The organism is Sphingobacterium corticibacter, from assembly GCF_003076635.1.
Classification (GTDB): Bacteria; Bacteroidota; Bacteroidia; order Sphingobacteriales; family Sphingobacteriaceae; genus Sphingobacterium; species Sphingobacterium corticibacter.
In genome coordinates, this window is the sequence record NZ_QDKG01000004.1 from 295391 (window position 1) to 314837 (window position 19447).

A 19447-nucleotide genomic window follows, 5' to 3' on the forward strand; every position below is an offset into this window, starting at 1 on the left:
AAACAAAACATAATAATACCGTTAAATCTTATTATTTTTGAAAAAGTTTAATCTACTGACTTAACTGAATTCTATATGGAAAAGAAATATGCGAATTATGATTTAGATAATTTGGATGTTCAAATCTTGTCAATTCTAATGGAGAATGCATCCATACCTTATACGGAAATAGCTAAAAAGCTAATCGTATCAGGCGGAACGATCCACGTTCGCATGAAAAAAATGGAAGAATTGGGCATTATCCGCGGCTCGCACCTGATGATTAACCCTCAGAAAGTCGGGTATGATATCACTGCTTTTCTAGGCATTTATTTAGAAAAAGGTTCGCAATACTCTGATGCGGTGGATCAGTTGAAAGAAATTAAAGAAGTCGTGGAGCTTCATTATTGTACTGGACAATACAGCGCATTTGCCAAAATTGTTTGTCGCGATACAGCACATCTTAGAAAGGTATTGAACGAAGATATTCAGGCGCTAAAAGGCATACAGCGCACGGAGACGATCATCTCACTAGAAGAGAGTATCAAAAGACAGATTACCTTATAAAATCTCTTGAAGTAGCTGGATATAAAATGCGACTCCGTCGTTTACCTCCGCTACATAGATAAATTCATCCGCGGAATGGGAGCGTGCGGAGTGCCCGGGACCGACTTTCAGTGAAGGAATTGGAAGTAAGGCTTGGTCGCTCATCGTCGGGCTCCCATACGTTTTTTTGCCCAACTTTATTCCCGCTTTCACAATAGGATGATCCATTGGTATCGTAGATGAGTTCAATCGCGTAGAACGTGGTGTCACCTCCGATTTCACCTTTGAGCGGATGATTTCTAACACTTCGTTATTGCTATACACGTCCGTTGTACGTACATCAACCACATAAGTACATTCAGCCGGCACCACGTTATGTTGCGAGCCTGCGTTGATCATGGTGACCGACATTTTGATCGGACCTAAATAAGCCGACTCCTTCGGAAATTGATATGAGCGAAACCAGTTGATGTCCTCGATTGCTTGGTAAATGGCATTTACACCTTCTTCGCGTGCTGCATGACCAGATTCGCCATGTGCTACACAATCTAGCACCATCAAGCCCTTTTCTGCTACCGCCAAATCCAAGAGCGTCGGTTCGCCGACAATCGCAAACGCACAAGGTTTGATGGATGCGTATGCTAACTCTACGCCATTCTTCCCTGAAACTTCTTCTTCGGCTGACGCAACGAGACATAAATTATAGGCTAAATTCGGTTTCCCGTAATAATAGCAGAAAGCGGCTATCAAAGCGACCAAACAACCGCCGGCATCATTAGATCCTAAGCCATACAATTTACCATCAACAATTTCGGCATGGAATGGATCACGGGTGTATCCCGGATTTGGCTTAACCGTATCGTGGTGTGAATTGAGTAAAATAGTGGGCTTTGTCTCATCAAAGAATTGATTGTAAGCAATTACGTTATGGCCCACACGCTCAGAAACGATGCCTTTTTGTTTCAGGAAATTTTGAATCAATTGAGCGGTCTGTTCTTCTTCCCTACTTAGCGACGGGGTCTGAATCAGCTGATGCAATAAGGCAAGGCTGTCTTGTTGCAGCTGCTCAATCGTGTATTTACTCATCGTATAATCCTCCTGCTTTTTGTGCAGATAATTTGATGCCTTTGATGAATGCAGAGCTGAAACCATGGTGTTCCATCTCGTTGAGTCCGGCAATAGTGCATCCTTTTGGAGAAGTCACTTTATCGATCTCGCTTTCTGGGTGCGATTGCATTTGCAATAATAGATCGGCAGCACCTTTGGCCGTTTGCACCGCCATCTTTAGCGCATCGTGTGCATGAAAACCTATTTCGACGCCACCTTGTGATGCCGCACGAATACTACGTAAGAAGAAAGCAATTCCGCAGGCGCATAATGCTGTCGCCGCAGTCATCAATTCTTCTTGGATAACGACTACAGAACCAACGGTATTGAAGAGTTTTTCCACTACGGCCACTTCATCATTTGTAGCGCGATCGGTCGTAATACAGGTCATCGACTGCCCGATAGCAATGGCGGTATTGGGCATAGCGCGCACGATGATCGTTTGCTCCCCCAGCACAGCACGCATATCGGCGCAAGAAACGCCCGAAATTACCGAGACGATGATCTGCTCCGGTTTCAATGCGGCACGAATCTCTTCCATCACCAACTTTGCTTGCTGTGGCAAAATGGCGAGCACCACAATCTCCGCTCCTAGCACGGCCGCGGCATTATCGGCACTAACAGAAAAACCTGCAGCAGATTCCTGCGTGAGAGATTGTACGGATCGTCTGGTCAACGTAATATCTTCAGGTGTATAGATGCCTGCCTGCGCCATCCCTTTGGCTAGAGAAAAGCCAATATTGCCGCTTCCGATGATGGTGATTCTAGCCATGGTACTCCGATTTTTAATTTTTATAGTCGGTTATGCGGACAGCCGCGTACCGAATTTTTGTTGTTGATAATGATGTAGATTGTCGGCATTACCAATAAATACATCGACTACGCCTTTAGCGATCGCGTCAAAAGCGTTTTGCAATTTTGGAATCATGCCTGCATGTACGACCTGATTTGCTTTTAGCGACTCAAACTCGCCACTTCTAATCACTTCAATCACGGAGCTATCATCATTCACGTCGCGCAATACGCCATCTTTCTCAAAACAGTATAATAAGGATACGTTGTAAGAAGATGCTAAACCTACCGCTAATGCAGAAGCAATGGTATCGGCATTGGTATTGAGCAGTTGCCCCAAACCGTTGTGCGTGATCGCCGAGAATACCGGTGTAAAGCCTGATTCCAAAAAACGCTTGATCGCATGCTCATTGACAGAATCTGCTAAAATATCGCCTGCAAATCCATAATCAATCTCACCGACCGGTCGCTTTACCGCTTTGATGGCATTACCATCTGCCCCACTTAAACCAACGGCGTCGCAAGAATACTTTTGCAAATAGGCTACGATCGACTTATTGGTCAGACCCGCATATACCATGGTTACTACTTTTAGCATTTCTGCATCAGTAATGCGTCGGCCATCCACCACTTGTGCTTCTAAACCCAAATCAGCGGCCAAGCGCGTAGCGATCTTTCCGCCGCCATGTACCAAGATTTTTTTGCCTGGCAGTGCAGCAAATTTTTCCAGAAATGCATCCAGCCTCGCTGGATCATCGATGATATTGCCACCGATCTTTATGATACTTAAATCCGAATGATTTGACATGTTTACTTGACGTACTATTTAAGGTTTTCCAACATACGTTTCAGCACCAATTGTGCTGCCCAGACTCGGTTGCTGGCTTCCTTAATGACTAAAGAATGTGGTCCATCCAATACTTCGGCAGATAATTCTAGATCGCGACGTACAGGCAGACAGTGCATTACTTTTGCTGCATTGGTCTGCTCCAACGTTTTGTTGGTAATCAACCAGTCCTCTTCTACCGGGTATACTTTGCCATAATCCTCAAACGAAGACCAGTTTTTGACATACACAAAATCAGCTCCTGCTAATGCTTCATTCAAATCATGCGTAATATTAACTCCCTCTGTAAACTCTTGGGATAACTCGTAGCCTTTTGGATGAGCAATCACAAAATCGACCAAACCTTGTTGTTGCGCTTTTCCCATCCACTCGCTGAAAGAGTTAGGAACTGCCTGCGGCAAAGCTTTGACATGTGGCGCCCAAGCGAGTACCACTTTTGGTTTGTCGACCGTCTTATGCTCCGTGATCGTGATAAGATCCGTCAAACTTTGTAATGGATGGCGCGTTGCACTTTCTAACGACACGACAGGAACACCACAGAATTTGATAAACTTGTTGAACAAATCTTCCGTATAGTCGGCTTCTTTGTCTTTCAAAGATGGAAAAGAGCGTAAACCCAAGATATCACAGTATTCGCCCATGACGGCTGCCGCTTCGCGAATATGCTCTACGGTGGTGCCATTCATGACTACGCCATCTTGCGTTTCTAGCGCCCAGCCATCTTTGTCCATATTCATCACCATCACATCCATTCCAAGCTGAATAGCAGCTTTTTGTGTACTCAAACGCGTACGCAGGCTGGGATTTAAGAATACGAGGCCTAAAGTTTTATGCTTACCCAATTCGGCGTGTGCTCTTGGGTTGGCTTTTAATGTCAATGCTTCTTGTACAGCTTCAGACAAGTTGTCGATGTCTGCCGCTGAGAAAAATTTCTGCATGCTTCTTATTTCAAATTATGATATGGTATTGCTCTATCGAGAGCGCACATGTTTCTACTTAAATTATGCTGTAACCTGTTGTGCCTGCAATTGCTCCGCAAATGCAGCCAAAAACTGATCGGCATGTGCTATACTAAGATTCAGAGCTGGTAATAAACGAATCACATTTGGCTTCGCCTCACCGGTAAAGATTTTATTCTTCATCAATAAGTCTTTTTTCACAGACGCCAACTCCGCTGGTAATTCTATGCCAATCATCAGACCACGGCCGCGTACTTCCAACACTTGATCAAAGGCACGCAATTTCTCGATAAGGTAATCTCCTACCTTTGCTGCATTGCTCATCAAGTCATCTTGTTCCATCACATCCAAGACGGCGATAGCGGCTGCACATGCCAAGTGATTACCACCAAAGGTGGTGCCTAGCATACCGTAAGATGCTTTGAATTTAGGAGAGACAGATATTGCACCGATTGGGAATCCATTTCCCATTCCTTTGGCCATCGTATAAATATCTGCTTCGACGCCAGCGTAATCATGCGAATAGAACAATCCTGTACGGCCATAACCACATTGTACCGAATCGGCAATGTAGATCGCGCCATACTGATCGCAAAAACGTCTGATTGCCTGTAAAAATGAAACAGAAGCTTCACGAATGCCACCTACGCCTTGTATACCTTCAATGATCACAGCGGCAATTTGATGACCTTGTGTTGCAAAAACTTGTTCCAAGGCTTCTTCATCGTTGAAGGCGCTGAAAATAATATTATCTGTTTCGTTTACCGGAGCGACAATAGCAGGATTGTCGGTAGCAGCTACCGCTAGCGAAGTACGACCGTGAAATGCTTTAGAAAAAGAAACTATTTTCTTTCGTCCGGTATGGAATGATGCTAATTTCAACGCATTCTCATTGGCTTCTGCACCTGAGTTACATAGAAATAGTTCAAAATCTTCTTTGCCAGATACACGTCCTAACTTTTCTGCCAATTCCCTTTGCAATGGCATTTCGACAGAATTAGAATAAAATCCAATGCGATCTAGCTGTCGTTTGAGCATATCCACATAATGCGGGTGCGTATGTCCAATCGAGATCACAGCGTGACCGCCGTATAGATCTAGGTACTGCGTACCATTATCATCCCAAACGGATGATCCCATTGCCTTTGTAATGCTAATCGGGTTAATGGGGTAAACGTCAAATAGTTTCATCGAAATAGTAATTTGCCAGCTCTACGAACTTGTAAACATCTGTACTAGCAAATATAGCTAAGGAGAATTGAAAAAGGATGGAAAATAGTAATTATCCCAAAGCATAAAAAAAAGCCTGTTGTGCAAATGCACAACAGGCTTTCTGTAAGTTAGAAACTAATAACTAATTAGTCTTTCTTTTCTTCTGAAGATTCTTCCGTAGCTGGAGTTTCTTCTACAGCTGGTGTAGCTTCCACTTCTTCTACTGCTACTTCTTCCGCTGCTACTATTTCTTCAACAGGAGCTGCTTCAGCAGTTGCTTTCTTCTTCGCACCACCACGACGACGAGTAGTTTTCTTCTCAGCTTGTACCGTTTTACCGTATACTTCGTTGTAATCTACTAGTTCGATGAATGCCATTTCTGCGTTGTCACCTAAACGGTTTTCCATTTTGATGATACGCGTATAACCACCTGGACGATTTGCTACTTTCTCAGAAATCTCGCGGAAAAGCAAAGTAACAGCATCTTTATCTTTAAGATAAGCAAACACTGTACGACGAGAGTGAGTCGTATCGTTTTTAGATTTAGTGATTAATGGCTCTACATACTGACGTAATGCTTTCGCTTTCGCCAATGTAGTGATAATGCGTTTGTGCTTGATCAATGAAGTCGCCATATTCGCAAGCATAGCTTTACGGTGACTGTCAGTGCGGCCTAAGTGGTTTACTTTTTTTCCGTGTCTCATTTTTGTTTTGTTTTTGTGCGTACCGTTCTTATTCTAAGTAAAAAGTGAGAAGTAAAAAGTAAGAAGTCAAAAACTCATTACTCAATACGCATTGCTCAATACTGTATAGAGGAATTACGCAACAGGTCGCTTATTATTATTAATTTTTGTTAATCTTCTTCCAATTTGTACTTAGACAAATTCATACCGAAAGAAAGACCTTTCGCTTTTACCAGCTCTTGAATCTCGCTCAATGATTTCTTACCGAAGTTGCGGAATTTCAACATATCTGCTACATCGTAAGTAACCAATTCAGCTAAAGTGCGAATGTCTGCTGCTTTCAAACAGTTAAGAGCACGAACTGAAAGATCTAGATCTACTAATTCAGTTTTCAAGATCTTACGCATGTGCAAGATTTCCTCGTCAACTACTTTAGTTTCTTCTTTAGTTTGTGACTCTAATAACATGTTTTCATCAGAGAACAACATGAAGTGCTGAATCAAGATACGAGCAGCTTCTTTCAATGCATCTTCTGGATGAATAGATCCATCAGTAGAGATGTCCAATAACAATTTCTCGTAATCGGTCTTTTGTTCTACACGATAGTTCTCAATGGTATATTTCACATTTTTGATCGGCGTGTAGATAGAATCAATAGCGATGACACCTACTGGACCATCAGTTACTTTGTTTTCTTCTGCATTGACATAACCACGACCTTTAGAAACAGAAAGTTCTACTTCGATAGTCACGGCTGGATCCATGTTGCAAACCACAAAATCAGGGTTCAATACCTCGAAGTTGTTAGAAAACTTAGAAATATCACCTGCTTTGAACTGATCTTGTCCGTTCAGCACGATAAATATCTTCTCTGAATCACCTTGATCTCCTGTTTTCTTGAAACGTACTTGTTTCAAGTTTAAGATGATATCGGTAACGTCTTCAACAACGCCTTTGATAGTCGAAAATTCGTGCGAAACGCCTGAAAATCTTATTGACGTAATTGCATATCCTTCTAATGAGGACAATAAAATACGGCGCAAAGCATTACCAATAGTTACACCAAAACCTGGTTCAAGTGGACGAAACTCAAAAGTACCATCAAAATCAGTCGATTTCTGCATGATTACCTTATCCGGTCTTTGAAATGCTAAAATTGCCATTTATCTGCTTTTAATTTTGTTACAAATTATATACTTATACAATAGCATTAGGATAGTGAATACCACTATCCTAATGCTATCATTTCTTATTTAGAGTACAACTCTACGATTAAGTTCTCTTTGATATTCTCTGGAATATCAGATCTCTCTGGGTAAGATACGAATGTACCTTGTAAATCGTTTGCGTTCCACTCTAACCAACTGAATTTGTTGATTTTGTGACTAGCTACTGAATCTGTGATTGCTTCAACTGATTTTGAACGCTCACGAACAGCTACTACATCACCTGGACGTAAACTGTATGATGGAATGTTAACGACTTCGCCATTAACAGTAATGTGCTTGTGGGATACGAATTGACGAGCAGATGAACGCGTTGGCGCGATGCCTAAACGGTATACTACGTTGTCTAAACGCGCTTCTAGCAATTTCAAGAAGTTCTCACCAGTAACCCCTTGTTTTGAAGAAGCTTTCACGAATAGGTTAGAGAACTGACGCTCTAAAACTCCGTACGTGTATTTCGCTTTTTGTTTTTCTAACAACTGAATAGCGTATTCAGATTGTTTCCCTCTTCTTTTAGATGGTCCGTGCTGACCAGGAGGATAATTCTTTTTATCTAACGCTTTATCTGGGCCAAAAATAGGCTCTCTGAATTTACGTGCAATCTTGGACTTAGGTCCTGTATATCTTGCCATTTTCTTATCTGTTTGAAGTATCAATCAGCCTATAGCTGATGAATCTTATCTTAAACAATTCTATTAATTAAACTCTTCTACGTTTTGGAGGACGACAACCGTTGTGTGGAAGTGGAGTCACATCTTTAATCAATGTAACATCGATACCAATCGTTTGTAGTGTGCGGATAGCAGACTCGCGACCTGATCCAGGACCTTTCACGAAAACCTCTACTTTACGCAATCCCAAATCGTGTGCGACTTTACCGCAATCTTGAGCTGCTTGTGATGCCGCGTAAGGTGTGTTCTTTTTAGAACCTCTGAAACCCATTTTACCGGCAGACGACCAAGAGATAGTTTGTCCTTGGTTGTTTGTTAAAGTTACGATAATGTTATTAAAAGTAGCGCTGATATGGGCTTGACCCACTGGCTCCACAATAACAATACGCTTTTTAGTAACTTTTTTAGTTTTAGCCATTTCTTAATTCTTATTTAGTAGCTTTTTTCTTGTTTGCAACAGTCTTACGTTTACCTTTACGGGTACGAGAGTTGTTTTTAGTACGCTGACCACGAAGTGGTAAGTGTTTACGGTGACGAAGACCACGGTAACAACCGATGTCCATCAGACGTTTGATGTTCAACTGAACCTCAGAACGCAATGCACCTTCTACTTTGATCTCTTCGTTGATGATCGTACGAATAGCTGTCAATTGCTCATCATCCCATTCTTGGACTTTCACATCGTGACTGATGCCTGCTTTATCTAAGATATATTCAGACGTCGAACGACCAATCCCGAAAATGTACGTAAGGCCGATAACTCCTCTTTTGTTTTTAGGTAAATCTATACCTGAAATCCTTGCCATATAATACTTTAGCGATTATGTTAATACTACCCTTGGCGTTGCTTGAACTTAGGGTTCTTTTTGTTGATTACAAATAGTTTTCCTTTGCGGCGGATAACTTTACAGTCCGCACTGCGTTTTTTAATTGATGCTCTAACTTTCATGTCTAATAATATTTTTAAAAGCTGTAAACCAAATGGAAATTACCCGCTATTTGTAACGGTAGGTAATTCTTCCTTTGGTTAAATCATATGGGGACATTTCCAACTTCACTTTATCGCCTGGTAAAATCTTGATATAATGCATCCGCATTTTACCCGAAATATGAGCGATAATCTCATGCCCATTCTCCAATTCTACACGAAACATAGCGTTGGAAAGTGCTTCCCGAATAATTCCGTCTTGTTCTATTGAGGCTTGCTTAGCCATATATCCCTTGTAATTTACGTGTTAATAGCCTGCACAAACAGGAGTGCAAAGATAAACAAAATAATTGAAAACCAATTACTTTTTACTCAAAACCGCTTCAATCTCCTGAAAGTCCAAAAGTACATCTGGACGTCCCTTGCGGATCGCTACCATTTGCTCAAAGTGAGCAGATAACTTTCCGTCGATTGTGCTGACCGTCCATCCATCATCCCAGAATTTGATTCCAGCTTTTCCCGCATTGATCATCGGCTCGATACAAATCACCACGCCTTCTTCCAATTTAGTACCTGATCCACGTTTACCATAGTTAGGCACTTCTGGTTTTTCGTGCAATTCAAAGCCGACGCCATGTCCGACTAATTCGCGCACGATACCATAATTATAGGGAACAACGTGATCTTGTACTGCCGAGGAAATATCTCCGACACGCTTACCTGCTAGGGCTTGTTCTACTCCTTTTACCAAAGCCGCTTTAGTTACATCCAGTAACTGCTGCGCCTCTGCTGAAATAGTACCCACAGCGAAAGTATACGCCGAATCACTAATGAATCCGTTCAAGTTAACGCCGCCATCTACCGATACGATATCGCCTTCTTTCAATACGTACTCGCTCGGAAAGCCGTGCACGATTTGATCATTGACCGATATACATAACGAATACGGAAAGCCTTGATAATTTAAAAACGCCGGTGTACCACCGTGGTCTTTAATGAATTCAAAAGCAAACTTATCCAGAGATAACGTGGTAATGCCGGGTTCGACACGACCTGCGATTTCAGCTAATAAGTGCGAGAGTACCTTAGCGGACTCTCGCACTTGCTCAATTTCTTCGTCTGATTTCAGAAAGATCTTCGACATCTATTGAACTTATAATGCCGATTGATCTACACCTTCTACTGCAGCAGCCGAACGGCCTTTCACACGACCAGTTTTCATCAAACCGTCGTAGTGACGCATCAATAGATGACTTTCAATCTGTTGCAACGTATCTAATACTACCCCCACCAAGATCAGTAATGACGTACCTCCGAAGAAGTGTGCGAACTGATTGTTGACGCCAAATAGCGCCGCAATGGCTGGCAAGATCGCGATGATTGCGACAAACACAGCACCCGGGAATGTGATATGTGAAATCACATTGTCAATGAATAGATTAGTGTCGTGCCCTGGCTTGATACCTGGGATAAAACCACCATTCTTCTTCATATCTTCCGACATCTGCTGCGGATTCACCATGATGGCTGTATAAAAGAATGTAAATGCAATGATCAGGATGGCAAACACCATGTTGTACGTGAATGACGTATAGTTACTCAACGACCGAAGAAATTCGGATTGAATATCTGGAAAGAACTGAATCAAGGACATCGGTAAAAACATGATCGCTTGTGCGAAGATGATTGGCATGACACCCGCTGCATTTACTTTCAACGGGATGTATTGTCTTACACCACCCACTTGCTTGTTTCCAACGATTTTCTTAGCATACTGAACCGGGATCTTACGCACACCTTGTACAACCAAGATAGTAAAGATAACCACGAACAATAACGCGACAAACTCGACCAATAAGGCAATCGGACCACCTTGGCCACCCATGCGGGAAACCGTTTCTGCTGAAATACCAGCAGGAAGTTGTGCGATAATACCCGACATAATGATCAAAGAAATACCGTTTCCTATTCCTTTATCTGTAATTCGTTCACCTAACCACATGACAAATAACGTACCCGCTGTCAAAACAATCGCTGCCAGAATAGTAAACATCGGATCAGCAATCAATTTGGCATCAGGAGTAATTTGCGTTCTGACGTAAGCGATCGCCTGTACCACGGTAATCGCGACCGTTAGGTAACGCGTGATTTGGGTCAATTTCTTACGACCGGATTCGCCTTCTTTCTGCATTTTCTGAAAAGAAGGCACTGCTATTCCCAAAAGCTGCACAACAATGGATGCGGAGATATACGGCATTACACCTAAGGCGAAGATAGCCGCACTCGAGAATGCTCCCCCAGCAAACATGTTGATGATATCAAGTATGTCTGTCCCGTCTCTACCACTTCCAATCATCAATTGAGCCGGATTTACTCCAGGCAAAACAACGTGACATCCTACACGGTAGATAAAAAGCAACAAGAACGTATACAAGATACGTTTACGAAGCTCTTCGATCTTCCATATATTGGTTAATGTTGTGATTAGTTTATTCATGAATTAAATTTTAACGATAGAACCTCCAGCTGCTTCAATTGCTTTCTGAGCTGTTGCTGAGAAGGCATGAGCTTGTACATCTACTTTAGCGCTTAATTCGCCACGACCTAGTACTTTTACTAAATCATTTTTAGATGCAAGACCATGAGTTCTTAAAGTTTCGAAATCTACCGTAGTAAGGTTGTGCTTAGTAACTAATTCTTGCAATACATCTAGGTTTACACCTACGTATTCTACACGGTTGATGTTTTTGAAACCAACTTTAGGTACGCGACGTTGCAAAGGCATCTGACCACCTTCGAAACCGATTTTGGTTTTGTGACCAGAACGAGAACCAGCACCTTTGTGACCACGAGTGGAAGTACCACCACGTCCAGAACCTTGACCACGACCAATACGTTTTTTGTTTTTAGTTGATCCTTCAGCCGGTCTTAAATTACTTAAATTCATTTTTGTTAATGTTGTGTTATGCCTTCGCTCTCACTAAACAGGCCATAACGATAAATACTAGATAATAAACTATAAATGGAAAGAACAGTGAGTGTCCTTTCCATAGATTGTCTTTACTTAGACGGTCTCTACTTTTACCAAGTGGTTGACCTTTCTTACCATACCAATGATTGCTGGTGTGGCTTCAACTTCCACTGCATGATTGATTTTACGCAATCCCAAAGCTTCAATTGTTTTCTTTTGGCGCTCGCTTCTGTCGATAACGCTCTTTATCTGGGTGATTTTAATTTTTGCCATGATATTAACCGTTAAATACTTTATTCAAATCGATTCCGCGTTGTTGCGCTACTGTATAGGCATCTCTCATGCTACCCAATGCTTCGATAGTTGCTTTAACTACGTTGTGTGGGTTAGATGAACCTAATGATTTTGCTAATACGTCTGTAATACCAGCACTCTCCAACACGGCACGCATCGCACCGCCGGCAAGTACTCCAGTACCACTTACTGCAGGCTTGATCAAAACAGATCCACCTGAGTATTTGCCTAACTGCTCGTGAGGCACAGTACCATGAATGATAGGAACTTTAACCAAGTTCTTTTTCGCGTCATCGATTCCTTTAGTGATCGCTTCAGTAACTTCTTTAGCTTTTCCTAGGCCAAAACCTACGATACCATTTTCGTCACCTACAACAACGATAGCAGAGAAACTGAAGGTACGACCACCTTTAGTTACTTTCGCTACACGCTGAATGCTTACTAAGCGATCTTTCAATTCCATCTCGCTTGATTTTACTCTTTTAATATTGCTTGTTGACATCTCTTCGTTTGATTAAAAGTCTAAACCGCCTTCGCGAGCACCTTCAGCCAATGACTTGATACGGCCATGGTACAAATACCCATTACGGTCAAACACTACTTTTTCTACACCTGCAGCTTTTGCTTTCTCAGCAACCATAGTACCTACGGCTTTAGACTGATCTACTTTGTTGCCTGTTGCAGCAAATTCTTTCGAAATGCTAGAAGCAGACGCCAATGTTTTACCAGTAGTATCGTCGATTACTTGCGCGTAGATTGCTTTATTACTTCTGAATACGGTCAAACGTGGACGTGCAGTTGTTCCGGTCAGGTGTTTTCTAATTCCTTTTTTGATTCTCGCTCTGCGAGATAATTTACTTCCTGCCATCGTTATTATTTTTTAGCTGATTTACCTGCTTTTCTTCTTAACACTTCGCCAGCAAACTTGATACCTTTACCTTTGTATGGTTCTGGTTTGCGTAGGCTACGGATCTTAGCCGCTACTTGACCGATCAATTGCTTGTCAGTAGATTCCAACGTGATCGTTGGGTTCTTACCTTTATCGGCAGTAGTTGTAACGGTGATCTCTTTTGGCAGTACGAAAACGATCTGGTGCGAGAAACCTAAAGTTAACTCTAGTGTATTACCATTGGCAGCGGCACGGTAACCCACACCTACCAATTCTTGCGTAGTTTTGTACCCTTCTGTAACACCAACAACCATGTTGTTGATCAATGCGCGGTAAAGACCGTGCAAAGCTTTGTGTCTTTTTTGTTCAGTAGGACGAGTTACGACGATATTACCATCTTCTTGACTAACGGTAATGTCGCTATCTACCTGCTGCAGTAATTCTCCTTTTGGCCCTTTTACTGTTACCAGATTCTTATCTGATACAGTTACCGTCACACCCGCAGGGATGGCGATAGGCGCTTTTCCAATTCTTGACATTTCTTCGTGTTTTTCCTAGATTAATAAACGTAACATAAAACCTCACCACCAACGTTCTGAACGCGAGCTTCTTTATCTGTCATCACTCCTTTAGAAGTGGACAAGATGGCGATACCCAAACCGTTCAACACGCGAGGCATGTTTTCAACACTTGCATACTTTCTTAAACCAGGTTTACTCACACGTGTCAAGGTGCGAATAGCCGAGATTTTGCTAACTGGGTGGTACTTCAAAGCTACTTTGATCGCGCCTTGAGGACCTTCCTCTACGAATTTGTAATTAGCAATGTAACCTTTATCAAAGAGAACTTTAGTAATTTCTTTTTTAAGGTTCGATGCAGGAATTTCAACAACCCTGTGGTTGGCCTTGATGGCATTCCTTACTCGTGTAAGGTAATCCGCTATTGGATCTGTATTCATTATATAATAAAATTGTGACAACGGTTTCCACGGGCTAACCTTAGCTGCGGACCTGTTATCGGTACATAAAATTGCAAAGCAAATGCCCTGATAAGCTATTTACAAGCTTATCGGGGCAAAAGTAAAGATTTTTTTTAAATTACCAAGAGGCTTTTCTCACTCCCGGGATCTTGCCATCAAGAGCCATCTCACGGAAAGTTACACGAGAGATACCAAATTGACGCATATATCCTCTAGGACGACCAGTCAATTTACAACGATTGTGCAAACGTACTGGAGAAGCATTCTTAGGCAATTTGTCCAAAGCAGCATAATCACCGGCAGCTTTTAATTCTGCGCGCTTGTCTGCATACTTTGCAACTAATTTCTGACGCTTAATTTCGCGTGCTTTTACACCTTCTCTAGCCATTGTTGTTGGTATTTTGATTTTTGAATGGTAAACCGAATTGTTTCAATAACTCCAATGCTTCAATGTCATTGTTAGCAGAAGTCACGAAAGTGATATCCATACCTTGGATCTTGTTGATCTTATCAATGTTGATCTCAGGGAAGATGATCTGCTCAGTAACACCTAAGTTGTAGTTACCACGACCGTCAAAACCTTTATCATTGATACCGCGGAAGTCACGGATACGTGGCAATGATACAGAGATCAAACGATCAAGGAATTCATACATGGTGTTGTCACGTAATGTTACGCGAGCACCAACAGGCATACCTTTACGCAACTTGAAGTTGGAGATATCTTTCTTAGATTTAGTAGATACTGCTTGCTGACCAGTAATCATTGTCAACTCTGCTACTGCATTGTCGATCAATTTCTTGTCTGCTGTCGCAGCGCCTACACCTTGAGATACAACAATCTTCTGCAGTTTAGGAACTTGCATCACGCTTTTGTACTGAAATTTTTCTTTCAGCGAATTACGAATTTCATCCGCATATTTCGCTTTTAATCTTGGTGCGTAAGTCATTATTTAATTTCCTCCCCTGATTTTTTTGCGTAACGAACAATTTTACCATCTTCATTAACTCGACGTCCTACGCGAGTAGGCTCTCCTGTTTTAGGATCGATCAAAGTCAAGTTAGAGATATTGATAGCAGCTTCTTTCTCGATGATACCACCGTTAGGATTTGCTGCACTAGGTTTAGTGTGTTTTTTTACGATGTTAGCGCCTTCTACCACGGCTCTGTCTGCATCTACTAAGATCTGCAATACTTTACCTTGTACACCTTTAGAGTTACCAGCGATAACTTTCACTAAATCTCCTTTTTTAAGTTTGATTTTGTGACTAGTTGTTTTTTTCTTTTGTGCCATAATTATAAAACCTCCGGTGCTAGTGATACAATCTTCATGAACTGCTTCTCACGTAACTCTCTAGCAACTGGGCCAAAGATACGTGTGCCGCGTGGCTCATCGTTGTTGTTTAACAATACTGCAGCATTGTCATCGAAACGAATGTAAGAACCATCTTTACGACGGATTTCTTTTTTCGTACGTACTACTACAGCTTTAGATACTGATCCCTTCTTTACGTTTCCAGAAGGCATCGCGCTTTTTACGGTAACAACAATCTTATCACCGATAGATGCATAACGCTTGCGCGTACCGCCTAACACACGGATCACTAAAACTTCTTTAGCTCCAGAATTGTCGGCTACATTTAATCTTGATTCCTGTTGTAACATTACTTAGCTCTTTCTAAAATTTCAACCAATCTCCAGTTCTTTGTTTTACTCAGCGGACGAGTTTCCATGATTAATACCGTGTCGCCGATACCGCAGGTATTTGTTTCGTCATGAGCTTTAAATTTAGTAGTTTTTTTAACGAACTTACCATAGATCGGGTGTTTCACTTTACGTTCAACCGTTACTACGATAGACTTGTCCATCTTGTTGCTAACTACTAAGCCGATTCTTGTTTTTCTTAAATTTCTTTCCATTTCGACTTTTAATTTATGCCTCAGAGGCTGTTTCTTGTGCTTTCGCTTCGTTTTTACGCTTAGAGATCTCTGTAGAGAGACGCGCAATGTTTTTGCGAGCTGCTTTGATCACGTTAGGGTTTTCAACAGCTGAAACAGCATGTGCAAATTTCAATTTGTTAAGGGCTGCCTTCTCTTCTTTAAGTTGAGCTGCAAGATCCTCTTTTGATAATTCTACGATTTCTGAATTTTTCATCATGTCTAATTTTACCGGGTTATCGCTGATTTATAGAATGGCTTGTGGGTAACGGCCACAAGCCTTAATCGTTGACATTACCGATGATTATTATGCTTCTACGTAATCTCTACGTATCACAAACTTGGTTTGAACCGGTAATTTCTGAGCTGCTAGGCGCAATGCTTCTTTGGCAATTTCCAAAGATACACCTTCTGCTTCGAATAACATCCGGCCTGGGCGTACAACTGCCACCCAATACTCAGGAGCACCCTTACCTTTACCCATACGTACCTCTGCAGGTTTTTTGGTAACAGGCTTGTCAGGGAAAATGCGGATCCATACTTGACCCTCACGTTTCATGAAACGAGTAACCGCGATACGCGCTGCCTCGATCTGACGACTGGTGATCCATGCTGGTTCCAATGATTTGATACCGAAAGATCCGAAAGCCAACTCTGCTCCACGAGTAGCGTTGCCTTTCATGCGGCCTTTCTGCATCTTTCTGAACTTCGTTCTTTTTGGCTGTAACATGTTCGTATTCTGTTTAAGTCTGCATCACGCAGACACTTACTTTAATCTAAAATTATTAATTATCCTCTTTTAGCACCTGCGCCACCGCGGTTGTTGTTGCCACCACGTCCGCCATCACGACGTCCGCCACGAGCACCACCACGATTGTCACGACGATCGCCAGCACCTTCGTTGCCGCCGCGTGTTTTGGTGTTAGCGCCTTGTCCGATGTTCGGAGAAAGATCACGTTTACCATACACTTCGCCTTTACAGATCCACACTTTTACACCAATCTTACCATAAGTAGTCAAGGCTTCAGCTAATGCATAATCAATATCTGCACGTAGCGTGTGTAGAGGAGTTCTTCCTTCTTTGTACTGCTCGGTACGTGCCATCTCAGCACCACCTAAACGACCAGAACACATAATCTTGATACCTTCGGCACCCATACGCATCGTAGCTGCAATAGTTGTCTTCATGGCGCGACGGAAAGAAATCCTTGCTTCCAATTGTTTAGCGACACCTTCTGCTACCAATTTAGCGTCAAGCTCTGGGCGTTTGATCTCGAAAATGTTGATTTGAACATCCTTTTTAGTCAGTTTTTTCAACTCTTCTTTGATCTTATCCACTTCTTGACCACCTTTACCGATAACGATACCTGGACGTGCTGTATGGATCGTAACTGTGATGCGTTTAAGTGTTCTTTCGATAACCACTTTCGCTACGCCACCTTTAGCGATACGTACAGAAAGATATTTTCTGATTTTCTCGTCTTCAACTAATTTATCGGAATAGTTGTTGCCTCCGAACCAATTAGAATCCCATCCTTTGATGATTCCTAATCTGCTACCTATTGGATTTGCTTTTTGTCCCATTCTTGTATATAAATTAGTTGTTAACGTTTTTTAAACTATCTACTACCAAAGTCACGTGATTCGAACGTTTGCGAATTCTATAGCCACGACCTTGTGGAGCTGGGCGCAATCTTTTCAATTGACGACCACCACCTACAGATACTTCTTTTACATACAAAGTGCTATCTTCTACTGTAGCGCCTTCATTACTAGTTTCCCAGTTTTTGATCGCCGACAATAATAGTTTTTCAACACGAATAGCAGCTTCTTTACCTGTATGCTTCAAGATGTAAAGAGCGTTTTCTACTTTTTCACCACGAATCAGATCCACTACCAAACGCATTTTGCGCGGAGAGGTAGGGCAGTTCAACAATTTGGCAGTAGAAGCTCCTCCTACTTGAGCTTTTTCCTGCTCTTTGCGCTGTCTAATTAAGACAGATTTTTTGAGTTTTTTTGTTGCTTCCATTACCTATTATTTTTTCTTTTCTGCGTGGCCTCTGAATGTACGCGTAGGTGCAAACTCACCAAGCTTGTGACCAACCATATTTTCCGTTACATAAACAGGGATAAATTTATTCCCGTTGTGCACTGCGAAGGTATGGCCCACAAAATCAGGTGAAATCATAGATCTACGAGACCAAGTTTTGATAACTGATTTTTTGTTTGTTTCATTCATAGAAAGAACTTTTCTTTCTAAGTTGTGATCGATATAAGGACCTTTTTTAATTGAACGAGCCATTATTTTTTCCTTCTTTCAATGATGTAACGATTCGATGTTTTCTTCTTGTAGCGTGTTTTGTAACCTTTCGCTAACACACCTGTACGTGAGCGTGGGTGACCTCCAGATGAACGGCCTTCACCACCACCCATAGGGTGATCAACCGGGTTCATAGCTACACCACGAACGCGAGGACGACGGCCTAACCAACGTTTACGACCTGCTTTACCCAATACTTCGTTAGAACGCTCGGCGTTAGAAACCGAACCTACTGTAGCAACACAAGTAGAAAGGATCATACGAGTCTCGCCAGAAGGCAATTTGATAATCGCATATTTGCCATCACGCGCTGATAATTGAGCGTATGTACCAGCAGAACGAGCGATCGAACCACCTTGACCTGGATTCAACTCGATGTTGTGAATGATCGAACCCAAAGGAATTTTTGCCAATGGCAAGGTATTTCCAATTTCTGGGGCTACTGACTCACCTGCTACTACAGTCATGCCTACTGTTAAACCAGCTGGAGCAAGGATGTAGCGTTTCTCACCATCTGCGTAGTGCAACAAAGCAATACGTGCTGTACGATTTGGATCGTACTCGATAGTAGCAACATTTGCAGGGATATCTTTTTTATCGCGTTTGAAATCTATTAATCGGTACACTTTTTTGTGTCCCCCACCGATATAACGCATAGTCATTTTACCGGATTTATTACGACCGCCTGATCTTTTGTTAGATCCTACTGTCAACGACTTTTCAGGGACGTTAGTAGTCACATCAGAGTAGTCTGCACCAACTCTGAAACGTGTACCAGGGGTTACCGGTTTGAATCTTTTAACTGCCATTTCTTATTATAGTGTAGTGTAAAAGTCAATAGTATCGCCATCTTTCACAGTGATGACGGCTTTTTTGTACTTAGGAGCTCTACCAGATACGTTTCCAGCTTTTGTGAAACGGCTTTTAGCTTTACCTGCTACGACCATGGTATTCACGCCCACAACAGTTACACCAAACATCGCTTCGATAGCTTCTTTGATCTGGATTTTATTAGCTCTATGATCTACTTTGAAAGCATAACGGTTTTGTTTTTCCGTCAAGATTGAAGCTTTCTCAGTTAAGACTGGTTTTTTGATAATTTCCATA

33 protein-coding genes are annotated in these 19447 nt (G+C 42.0%); 1 reads left to right on the forward strand and 32 read right to left on the reverse strand.

Translation table 11 applies throughout. The features are described from left to right. The first annotated feature begins 75 nt into the window (after positions 1-75). Positions 76-546 (forward strand): Lrp/AsnC ligand binding domain-containing protein, encoded by a 471-nt coding sequence (locus tag DC487_RS12565; RefSeq protein ID WP_116776313.1) that lies wholly within the window; start codon positions 76-78, stop codon positions 544-546. On the opposite strand, the gene DC487_RS12570 is transcribed toward DC487_RS12565, so the two are convergent. The 32 genes from DC487_RS12570 to rplW form a co-directional block, all read right to left on the reverse strand. Next, the gene (locus DC487_RS12570) at positions 541-1611 is read right to left on the reverse strand and encodes a M20 family metallo-hydrolase (RefSeq protein ID WP_116776314.1); all 1071 of its coding nucleotides are present in this window, start codon (positions 1609-1611) and stop codon (positions 541-543) included. The genes DC487_RS12565 and DC487_RS12570 overlap by 6 nt on opposite strands. Continuing rightward, positions 1604-2404: a pyrroline-5-carboxylate reductase gene (gene proC, locus DC487_RS12575; RefSeq protein ID WP_116776315.1), complete on the reverse strand. Its 801-nt coding sequence runs from the start codon at positions 2402-2404 to the stop codon at positions 1604-1606. The genes DC487_RS12570 and proC overlap by 8 nt, the downstream gene beginning before the upstream one ends. A 30-nt stretch (positions 2405-2434) precedes the next feature. Continuing rightward, positions 2435-3232, reverse strand: a complete 798-nt coding sequence (argB, locus tag DC487_RS12580) for an acetylglutamate kinase (RefSeq protein WP_116776316.1) — start codon at positions 3230-3232, stop codon at positions 2435-2437. A 14-nt stretch (positions 3233-3246) separates the two neighbouring features. Next, entirely contained in the window at positions 3247-4209 is a 963-nt protein-coding gene (locus tag DC487_RS12585) for a Rossmann-fold NAD(P)-binding domain-containing protein (RefSeq protein ID WP_116776317.1), read from the reverse strand. A gap of 63 nt (positions 4210-4272) precedes the next feature. Next, on the reverse strand, positions 4273-5421 hold the full coding sequence (locus DC487_RS12590; RefSeq protein ID WP_116776318.1) for an aspartate aminotransferase family protein: 1149 nt from the start codon (positions 5419-5421) through the stop codon (positions 4273-4275). 167 nt (positions 5422-5588) lie between these two features. Next, positions 5589-6146: a 50S ribosomal protein L17 gene (gene rplQ, locus DC487_RS12595; protein ID WP_116776319.1), complete on the reverse strand. Its 558-nt coding sequence runs from the start codon at positions 6144-6146 to the stop codon at positions 5589-5591. 149 nt (positions 6147-6295) lie between these two features. Continuing rightward, entirely contained in the window at positions 6296-7288 is a 993-nt protein-coding gene (locus DC487_RS12600; protein ID WP_066754787.1) for a DNA-directed RNA polymerase subunit alpha, read from the reverse strand. An 86-nt stretch (positions 7289-7374) separates the two neighbouring features. Next, complete coding sequence (rpsD, locus tag DC487_RS12605; protein WP_116776320.1) at positions 7375-7983, reverse strand: 30S ribosomal protein S4; 609 nt, start codon at positions 7981-7983, stop codon at positions 7375-7377. Between the two features lie 67 nt (positions 7984-8050). Further along, a complete protein-coding gene (gene rpsK, locus DC487_RS12610; RefSeq protein ID WP_116776321.1) occupies positions 8051-8440 on the reverse strand; it encodes a 30S ribosomal protein S11 in 390 nt (129 codons plus the stop codon). 10 nt (positions 8441-8450) lie between these two features. Then, a complete protein-coding gene (rpsM, locus tag DC487_RS12615; protein ID WP_116776322.1) occupies positions 8451-8828 on the reverse strand; it encodes a 30S ribosomal protein S13 in 378 nt (125 codons plus the stop codon). Positions 8829-8854: 26 nt separating this feature from the next. Next, positions 8855-8971, reverse strand: coding sequence for a type B 50S ribosomal protein L36 (gene ykgO / locus DC487_RS12620; protein WP_082784980.1), 117 nt, complete (start codon positions 8969-8971; stop codon positions 8855-8857). Positions 8972-9017: 46 nt separating this feature from the next. Further along, on the reverse strand, positions 9018-9236 hold the full coding sequence (gene infA / locus DC487_RS12625; RefSeq protein WP_002997456.1) for a translation initiation factor IF-1: 219 nt from the start codon (positions 9234-9236) through the stop codon (positions 9018-9020). A 75-nt stretch (positions 9237-9311) separates the two neighbouring features. Next, positions 9312-10094 (reverse strand): type I methionyl aminopeptidase, encoded by a 783-nt coding sequence (map, locus tag DC487_RS12630; RefSeq protein ID WP_116776323.1) that lies wholly within the window; start codon positions 10092-10094, stop codon positions 9312-9314. Between the two features lie 9 nt (positions 10095-10103). Further along, complete coding sequence (secY, locus tag DC487_RS12635) at positions 10104-11447, reverse strand: preprotein translocase subunit SecY (protein ID WP_066754781.1); 1344 nt, start codon at positions 11445-11447, stop codon at positions 10104-10106. 3 nt (positions 11448-11450) lie between these two features. Further along, positions 11451-11897: a 50S ribosomal protein L15 gene (gene rplO, locus DC487_RS12640; protein ID WP_116776324.1), complete on the reverse strand. Its 447-nt coding sequence runs from the start codon at positions 11895-11897 to the stop codon at positions 11451-11453. A gap of 117 nt (positions 11898-12014) precedes the next feature. After that, positions 12015-12194, reverse strand: coding sequence for a 50S ribosomal protein L30 (gene rpmD, locus DC487_RS12645; protein ID WP_066754777.1), 180 nt, complete (start codon positions 12192-12194; stop codon positions 12015-12017). Between the two features lie 4 nt (positions 12195-12198). Next, positions 12199-12717: a 30S ribosomal protein S5 gene (gene rpsE / locus DC487_RS12650; RefSeq protein ID WP_066754775.1), complete on the reverse strand. Its 519-nt coding sequence runs from the start codon at positions 12715-12717 to the stop codon at positions 12199-12201. A gap of 12 nt (positions 12718-12729) precedes the next feature. Next, complete coding sequence (gene rplR, locus DC487_RS12655) at positions 12730-13083, reverse strand: 50S ribosomal protein L18 (protein WP_066754773.1); 354 nt, start codon at positions 13081-13083, stop codon at positions 12730-12732. Positions 13084-13088: 5 nt separating this feature from the next. Further along, positions 13089-13643 (reverse strand): 50S ribosomal protein L6, encoded by a 555-nt coding sequence (gene rplF / locus DC487_RS12660; protein ID WP_066754770.1) that lies wholly within the window; start codon positions 13641-13643, stop codon positions 13089-13091. Positions 13644-13663: 20 nt separating this feature from the next. Continuing rightward, positions 13664-14062, reverse strand: a complete 399-nt coding sequence (gene rpsH / locus DC487_RS12665) for a 30S ribosomal protein S8 (protein WP_066754768.1) — start codon at positions 14060-14062, stop codon at positions 13664-13666. 139 nt (positions 14063-14201) lie between these two features. Beyond that, positions 14202-14471 (reverse strand): 30S ribosomal protein S14, encoded by a 270-nt coding sequence (gene rpsN, locus DC487_RS12670; protein ID WP_066754762.1) that lies wholly within the window; start codon positions 14469-14471, stop codon positions 14202-14204. Next, positions 14464-15033, reverse strand: a complete 570-nt coding sequence (gene rplE, locus DC487_RS12675; protein WP_116776325.1) for a 50S ribosomal protein L5 — start codon at positions 15031-15033, stop codon at positions 14464-14466. Before rplE ends, rpsN begins: the two co-directional genes overlap by 8 nt. Further along, on the reverse strand, positions 15033-15377 hold the full coding sequence (gene rplX, locus DC487_RS12680) for a 50S ribosomal protein L24 (RefSeq protein ID WP_116776326.1): 345 nt from the start codon (positions 15375-15377) through the stop codon (positions 15033-15035). Before rplX ends, rplE begins: the two co-directional genes overlap by 1 nt. Before the next feature lie 2 nt (positions 15378-15379). After that, positions 15380-15748 carry a 50S ribosomal protein L14 gene (rplN, locus tag DC487_RS12685; RefSeq protein WP_116776327.1) on the reverse strand — a complete coding sequence of 123 codons (369 nt, stop codon included), beginning with the start codon at positions 15746-15748 and terminating at the stop codon, positions 15380-15382. Beyond that, positions 15748-16002 carry a 30S ribosomal protein S17 gene (rpsQ, locus tag DC487_RS12690; RefSeq protein WP_066754754.1) on the reverse strand — a complete coding sequence of 85 codons (255 nt, stop codon included), beginning with the start codon at positions 16000-16002 and terminating at the stop codon, positions 15748-15750. Before rpsQ ends, rplN begins: the two co-directional genes overlap by 1 nt. 13 nt (positions 16003-16015) lie before the next feature. Then, the gene (gene rpmC, locus DC487_RS12695; RefSeq protein WP_116776380.1) at positions 16016-16237 is read right to left on the reverse strand and encodes a 50S ribosomal protein L29; all 222 of its coding nucleotides are present in this window, start codon (positions 16235-16237) and stop codon (positions 16016-16018) included. Between the two features lie 90 nt (positions 16238-16327). Beyond that, entirely contained in the window at positions 16328-16750 is a 423-nt protein-coding gene (gene rplP / locus DC487_RS12700; protein ID WP_116776328.1) for a 50S ribosomal protein L16, read from the reverse strand. A gap of 59 nt (positions 16751-16809) precedes the next feature. Further along, positions 16810-17604, reverse strand: a complete 795-nt coding sequence (gene rpsC, locus DC487_RS12705; RefSeq protein WP_066754748.1) for a 30S ribosomal protein S3 — start codon at positions 17602-17604, stop codon at positions 16810-16812. Positions 17605-17617: 13 nt separating this feature from the next. Next, positions 17618-18049 (reverse strand): 50S ribosomal protein L22, encoded by a 432-nt coding sequence (gene rplV / locus DC487_RS12710; protein ID WP_116776329.1) that lies wholly within the window; start codon positions 18047-18049, stop codon positions 17618-17620. A 6-nt stretch (positions 18050-18055) separates the two neighbouring features. After that, positions 18056-18322: a 30S ribosomal protein S19 gene (gene rpsS / locus DC487_RS12715; RefSeq protein WP_002997495.1), complete on the reverse strand. Its 267-nt coding sequence runs from the start codon at positions 18320-18322 to the stop codon at positions 18056-18058. Beyond that, positions 18322-19149, reverse strand: a complete 828-nt coding sequence (gene rplB, locus DC487_RS12720) for a 50S ribosomal protein L2 (RefSeq protein WP_116776330.1) — start codon at positions 19147-19149, stop codon at positions 18322-18324. The genes rpsS and rplB overlap by 1 nt, the downstream gene beginning before the upstream one ends. A 6-nt stretch (positions 19150-19155) precedes the next feature. Continuing rightward, the gene (gene rplW / locus DC487_RS12725) at positions 19156-19446 is read right to left on the reverse strand and encodes a 50S ribosomal protein L23 (protein WP_066754744.1); all 291 of its coding nucleotides are present in this window, start codon (positions 19444-19446) and stop codon (positions 19156-19158) included. Position 19447: the final 1 nt, after the last annotated feature.

Coding starts and splice junctions, on each gene's coding strand:
- DC487_RS12565 (WP_116776313.1), top strand. CDS start 76: ATGGAAAAGAAATATGCGAATTATGATTTAGATAATTTGGATGTTCAA.
- DC487_RS12570 (WP_116776314.1), bottom strand. CDS start 1,611: ATGAGTAAATACACGATTGAGCAGCTGCAACAAGACAGCCTTGCCTTA.
- proC (WP_116776315.1), bottom strand. CDS start 2,404: ATGGCTAGAATCACCATCATCGGAAGCGGCAATATTGGCTTTTCTCTA.
- argB (WP_116776316.1), bottom strand. CDS start 3,232: ATGTCAAATCATTCGGATTTAAGTATCATAAAGATCGGTGGCAATATC.
- DC487_RS12585 (WP_116776317.1), bottom strand. CDS start 4,209: ATGCAGAAATTTTTCTCAGCGGCAGACATCGACAACTTGTCTGAAGCT.
- DC487_RS12590 (WP_116776318.1), bottom strand. CDS start 5,421: ATGAAACTATTTGACGTTTACCCCATTAACCCGATTAGCATTACAAAG.
- rplQ (WP_116776319.1), bottom strand. CDS start 6,146: ATGAGACACGGAAAAAAAGTAAACCACTTAGGCCGCACTGACAGTCAC.
- DC487_RS12600 (WP_066754787.1), bottom strand. CDS start 7,288: ATGGCAATTTTAGCATTTCAAAGACCGGATAAGGTAATCATGCAGAAA.
- rpsD (WP_116776320.1), bottom strand. CDS start 7,983: ATGGCAAGATATACAGGACCTAAGTCCAAGATTGCACGTAAATTCAGA.
- rpsK (WP_116776321.1), bottom strand. CDS start 8,440: ATGGCTAAAACTAAAAAAGTTACTAAAAAGCGTATTGTTATTGTGGAG.
- rpsM (WP_116776322.1), bottom strand. CDS start 8,828: ATGGCAAGGATTTCAGGTATAGATTTACCTAAAAACAAAAGAGGAGTT.
- ykgO (WP_082784980.1), bottom strand. CDS start 8,971: ATGAAAGTTAGAGCATCAATTAAAAAACGCAGTGCGGACTGTAAAGTT.
- infA (WP_002997456.1), bottom strand. CDS start 9,236: ATGGCTAAGCAAGCCTCAATAGAACAAGACGGAATTATTCGGGAAGCA.
- map (WP_116776323.1), bottom strand. CDS start 10,094: ATGTCGAAGATCTTTCTGAAATCAGACGAAGAAATTGAGCAAGTGCGA.
- secY (WP_066754781.1), bottom strand. CDS start 11,447: ATGAATAAACTAATCACAACATTAACCAATATATGGAAGATCGAAGAG.
- rplO (WP_116776324.1), bottom strand. CDS start 11,897: ATGAATTTAAGTAATTTAAGACCGGCTGAAGGATCAACTAAAAACAAA.
- rpmD (WP_066754777.1), bottom strand. CDS start 12,194: ATGGCAAAAATTAAAATCACCCAGATAAAGAGCGTTATCGACAGAAGC.
- rpsE (WP_066754775.1), bottom strand. CDS start 12,717: ATGTCAACAAGCAATATTAAAAGAGTAAAATCAAGCGAGATGGAATTG.
- rplR (WP_066754773.1), bottom strand. CDS start 13,083: ATGGCAGGAAGTAAATTATCTCGCAGAGCGAGAATCAAAAAAGGAATT.
- rplF (WP_066754770.1), bottom strand. CDS start 13,643: ATGTCAAGAATTGGAAAAGCGCCTATCGCCATCCCTGCGGGTGTGACG.
- rpsH (WP_066754768.1), bottom strand. CDS start 14,062: ATGAATACAGATCCAATAGCGGATTACCTTACACGAGTAAGGAATGCC.
- rpsN (WP_066754762.1), bottom strand. CDS start 14,471: ATGGCTAGAGAAGGTGTAAAAGCACGCGAAATTAAGCGTCAGAAATTA.
- rplE (WP_116776325.1), bottom strand. CDS start 15,033: ATGACTTACGCACCAAGATTAAAAGCGAAATATGCGGATGAAATTCGT.
- rplX (WP_116776326.1), bottom strand. CDS start 15,377: ATGGCACAAAAGAAAAAAACAACTAGTCACAAAATCAAACTTAAAAAA.
- rplN (WP_116776327.1), bottom strand. CDS start 15,748: ATGTTACAACAGGAATCAAGATTAAATGTAGCCGACAATTCTGGAGCT.
- rpsQ (WP_066754754.1), bottom strand. CDS start 16,002: ATGGAAAGAAATTTAAGAAAAACAAGAATCGGCTTAGTAGTTAGCAAC.
- rpmC (WP_116776380.1), bottom strand. CDS start 16,237: ATGAAAAATTCAGAAATCGTAGAATTATCAAAAGAGGATCTTGCAGCT.
- rplP (WP_116776328.1), bottom strand. CDS start 16,750: ATGTTACAGCCAAAAAGAACGAAGTTCAGAAAGATGCAGAAAGGCCGC.
- rpsC (WP_066754748.1), bottom strand. CDS start 17,604: ATGGGACAAAAAGCAAATCCAATAGGTAGCAGATTAGGAATCATCAAA.
- rplV (WP_116776329.1), bottom strand. CDS start 18,049: ATGGAAGCAACAAAAAAACTCAAAAAATCTGTCTTAATTAGACAGCGC.
- rpsS (WP_002997495.1), bottom strand. CDS start 18,322: ATGGCTCGTTCAATTAAAAAAGGTCCTTATATCGATCACAACTTAGAA.
- rplB (WP_116776330.1), bottom strand. CDS start 19,149: ATGGCAGTTAAAAGATTCAAACCGGTAACCCCTGGTACACGTTTCAGA.
- rplW (WP_066754744.1), bottom strand. CDS start 19,446: ATGGAAATTATCAAAAAACCAGTCTTAACTGAGAAAGCTTCAATCTTG.